Genomic DNA, 4,181 nt, shown 5'->3' on the forward strand with positions numbered 1-4,181 from the left:
GAGCGACAGTACGACCTGCGTCGTGTGCCGATGCCGTCGCGGCACGAACGCCTCGACCAGGACACCGATGACGCCCGCAGCGAGGACGATGATCATCGGCATCAGGGCCGCATACTCGATGGGTGGCGCGCTCACTGGTCGTCCCCTTCAGCAGCTTGGTCGGTCACGGTCACCAACGGCGGCGGCGCCTGAACGTCGACTTCCGCGAGGCTCGGGCCGACTCCTTCGTCGATCACGTCCACCACGGTCCGCGGGAACACGCCTAGGGCCAGGATCAACGCCAGCAGCGGCGCGACGATGACGGTTTCACGCAGCCCGAGGTCACGCGTCTCTGCGTTCTCCGCGCCGACCGGGCCGGTCATGGTGCGCTGGTAGAGCCAGAGGATGTACAGCGCCGCCAGCACGATGCCGACTGTCGCGATCACCGCGGGCGCCCGGTACTGCTCGAACGTGCCGGCGATCACCAGGAACTCGGAGAGGAAGGTGGCCAGCGGAGGCAGCGCCAAGCCGGACAGACCGGCGAAGAGGAAAACGCCGGCCAGCTTCGGTGCCGGCTTCTGGATGCCTCCGTAGTCCGCGATCAGTCGCGACTGCCGGCGCGAGATCATGAACCCGACGATCACGAACAGTGCGATCGTCGACAGCCCGTGGTTGATCATGTAGAAGGTCGAGCCGGTGACACCCCGGTCGGTGAGGGCGAAGATGCCGAGCACGATGAATCCGAAGTGGGAGATCGACGTGTAACCGATCAGCCGCTTCATGTCGGTCTGGCCGATCGCCAGCAGCGCGCCGTACACGATGCTGATCACGGCGAGAGCGACGATGAAGGGCGCGAACTCCTCCGCCGCCTCCGGGAAGAGCGGCACCGCCAGCGCGATCATGCCGAACGTTCCGACCTTGTCGGCCACGCCGGAGAGGAACGCCGCGTTGGACGGCGTCGCTTCCGCGGCGGCGTCCGGAAGCCAGGTGTGGAACGGCCATAGCGGCGCCTTGATCGCGAAGGCCAGCATGAAGCCCAGGAACAGCCAGCGCTGCGTCTCGACCGGAATGTCCAGCGCCATCAGATCGGCCAGCAGGAACGACGCCGTTCCCGCATCGGCCGACTCGACGTAGACTCCGATCACCGCGGCGAGCATCACCAGGCCGCCGAACAGGTTGTACAGCAGGAACTTCAGCGCCGCGTAGCGTCGCTGCGCACCGCCGTACATGCCGATCATGAAGTACAGCGGGATCAGCATCGCCTCGAAGACGATGTAGAACAGCAACAGGTCCTTCGCGACGAACGCGGTGAGGGTCAGGGCCTCCGCCGCCAGCAGCAGCGCAAAGTAGGCCTTCGGGTCGCGTTTGCTCTCCTCTGCCTCCGGCCACATCGCCAGGGCGACGATCGGCGTCGCGACGGCGGTCAGCGCGACCAGCGCGACGCCGATCCCGTCGACGCCGAGCGCCCAGTAGATGCCCAGCGCCTCGATCCACTCGTTCTGCTCGGTGAGCTGGTAACGGTCGCCACCGATGTCGAACTGCGCGATCACCGCGATCGCAAGCCCGAGCGTCAACACGGAGAACGCGATGGCGACCTGCTTAGCGAGTCTGCTGCGGCCCGACGGCACCAGCGCCGTCAGCACGGCGCCCAGCGCGGGCACCGCGATCAGAGTCGTCAACCAGGGGAATGTCACGGCACCCTCACCAACAGCATGGCCACGACGACGAGGCCGGCCCCGGCCAACATCGTCAGTGCGTACGAGCGGACAAATCCGGTCTGCCAGCGACGCCAGCGGGCGGACAGCCCGCCCACGGCGGTCGCTGCGCCGATCACGGCACCGTCGACGCCGCGGTTCTCGACGTAGACGAGCGACCGGGTCAGGTACTGGCCGGGCCGCATCAGCACGGCCTCGTTGAACGCGTCACCGTACAGATCATTCCGGGCCGCCACGGTGACCGGGTTGCCGGCCGGGGCCTCGGCCGGAACCGGCCGACGCTGGTACATGAACCATGCCAGCGCTGCTCCGAGCACAACCACGAGCATCGTCAGCGCGATCAGCACGGCCACCGGGACAGGCAGGTCGTGATGTTCCTCGCCGGTGACCGGCTCCAGCCAGTCGACGATCCCGCCGCCGATGTACAGCAGCCCGAGCCCTCCGGCCACCGAGAGGAAGCCCAACGCCCACAGCGGCCAAGTCATCACCCGCGGTGACTCGTGCGGGTGCGCGTCATCGGCCCAGCGCTTGTTCGTGAAGAACGTCAACAGCATGACCCGGGTCATGTAGAAGGCGGTCACGCCGGCACCGATCAACGCGCATAGGCCGATCAGGACGTTGTCGCCGAACGCGGCCTCGATGATCCGGTCCTTGGAGAAGAAGCCGGCGAACGGCGGGATCCCGATGATGGCGAGGTATCCGACGGCGAAAGTCAGGAACGTCGCCGGCATGGCCGCGCGCAGCGCTCCGAAACGACGCATGTCCACCTCATCGTTCATGCCGTGCATGACCGAACCCGCACCAAGGAACATGTTGGCCTTGAAGAAGCCGTGCGTGATCAGGTGGAAGATCGCGAACGCGTACCCCGCCGGTCCCAGCCCGGCTGCCAGCATCATGTAGCCGATCTGACTCATGGTGGAGCCGGCCAGCGCCTTCTTGATGTCGTCCTTGGCACACCCGATGATGGCACCCATCAGCAACGTGATGGTGCCGACCAGGATCACCGCGGTACGTGCCTCGGGTGCCAGGTCGTAGATCGCCGCGGACCGCACCACGAGGTAGACCCCGGCGGTCACCATGGTCGCCGCGTGGATGAGCGCGGAGACCGGGGTCGGACCTTCCATCGCGTCCAGCAGCCAGGACTGCAGCGGGAACTGCGCGGATTTGCCGCATGCCGCCAGCAGCAGCAACAGGCCGATCGCGTTCAGCCAGCCGGTCTGTGCACCGTCCGCTCCGGCGAAGACGATCTGGAACGACGAGGATCCGAAGACCACCAGCATCGACGCGATGGCGAGCACCATGCCCATGTCACCGACGCGGTTGACCACGAACGCTTTCTTCGCGGCGACCGCGGCCGAGGGCTTGTGTTGCCAGAACCCGATCAGCAGGTACGAGGCGAGCCCGACACCTTCCCAGCCGATGAACATGACCAGGTAATCCGCCGCCAGGACCAGCAGAAGCATGGAGGCAACGAACAGGTTCAGGTATCCGAAGAACCGCCGCCTGCGCTCGTCGTGCTCCATGTAGCCGATCGAGTAGATATGGATCAACGATCCGACTCCGGTGATCAACAGCACGAACGCGATGGAGAGCTGGTCGATCAGCAGGTCGAGCCGGACTTCGTAACCTCCGGCGTTGAACCACTCCCACAACGCCACGGTGAACGCGCGCTCGTGGCCGTCCTGGCCGAGCATGTCGACGAAGAGCACCACCGCCCACACGAACGAGGCGATGACGGCGGCGCAGCCGATCAGGTGTCCGGTCCGGTCGAGCCGGCGGCCTCCGAGCAGCAGAACCGCCGCGCCGACCAGCGGCAGCGCGATCAGCAGCCAGGTGGTGGAGATCAGCCCGGAGGCCTCTTGGACCTCCTGGCTCGCCTCCGCCTGGGCAGCCAGACCCAGTGTCACTACATTGGTGAGCGTCACGTAACCCCCAGGCCCGTCACAGCTTCAGCAGGCTGGCGTCGTCAACCGACGCGGACCTGCGGGTTCGGAAAATCATCACGATGATGGCCAACCCGACGACGACCTCGGCGGCCGCGATGACCATCACGAAGAAGGCAACGATCTGTCCATCGATGTTGCCGTGCATGCGCGCGAAGGTCACGAATGCGAGATTGGCCGCGTTGAGCATCAGCTCAACGCTCATGAAGGCTATCAAGGCGTTCCGCCGTAGCAGCACGCCGGCGCTACCGAGGCTGAACAGGATGGTCGCCAGCACGATGTAGGGCGTGGGATTCATCGGGCGTCACCTCCGTCAGCGTCGTCGCCGGCACCTTCGCCGTTGTCCGCATCGCCCTGAGGATCGCGGTCCTCCTTGGGAGGACGCTTCCGGCCCTCTGGGCCGATCTCGCCGATGTCCTCGGCGAACTCCTCAACGGGGCGAGCGACGCCGCGTGCGACCAGCACGGATGAGACGGACGACTCCGCCGGGGTGCCGTCGGGCAGCAGGGCGGGCGTGTCCACGGCGTTGTGCCGGGCATAGACG

The 4,181-nt window shown here is 66.4% G+C and carries 3 protein-coding genes and 1 pseudogene; all 4 read right to left on the reverse strand.

Annotation, left to right across the window (positions count from 1 at the left end):
• Positions 1–131 precede the first annotated feature (131 nt).
• Positions 132–1,658, reverse strand: a complete 1,527-nt coding sequence (locus tag ELR45_RS09450) for an NADH-quinone oxidoreductase subunit M (RefSeq protein WP_240759379.1) — start codon at positions 1,656–1,658, stop codon at positions 132–134.
• Between the two features lie 11 nt (positions 1,659–1,669).
• Positions 1,670–3,541 (reverse strand): NADH-quinone oxidoreductase subunit L, encoded by a 1,872-nt coding sequence (gene nuoL / locus ELR45_RS09455; RefSeq protein WP_420813865.1) that lies wholly within the window; start codon positions 3,539–3,541, stop codon positions 1,670–1,672.
• Positions 3,542–3,635: 94 nt separating this feature from the next.
• Positions 3,636–3,935 (reverse strand): NADH-quinone oxidoreductase subunit NuoK, encoded by a 300-nt coding sequence (nuoK, locus tag ELR45_RS09460; protein ID WP_129665413.1) that lies wholly within the window; start codon positions 3,933–3,935, stop codon positions 3,636–3,638.
• Positions 3,932–4,181: pseudogene (locus ELR45_RS37315) on the reverse strand (NADH-quinone oxidoreductase subunit J); the annotation flags it as partial. The gene nuoK and the pseudogene ELR45_RS37315, both read right to left, overlap by 4 nt.

Source organism: Phytoactinopolyspora endophytica (assembly GCF_004138495.1).
GTDB classification, from domain to species: Bacteria; Actinomycetota; Actinomycetes; order Jiangellales; family Jiangellaceae; genus Phytoactinopolyspora; species Phytoactinopolyspora endophytica.

What these genes read in the sequence shown, in the direction of transcription:
- nuoK (WP_129665413.1), bottom strand. Translation starts at nt 3,935, where the DNA reads ATGAATCCCACGCCCTACATCGTGCTGGCGACCATCCTGTTCAGCCTC.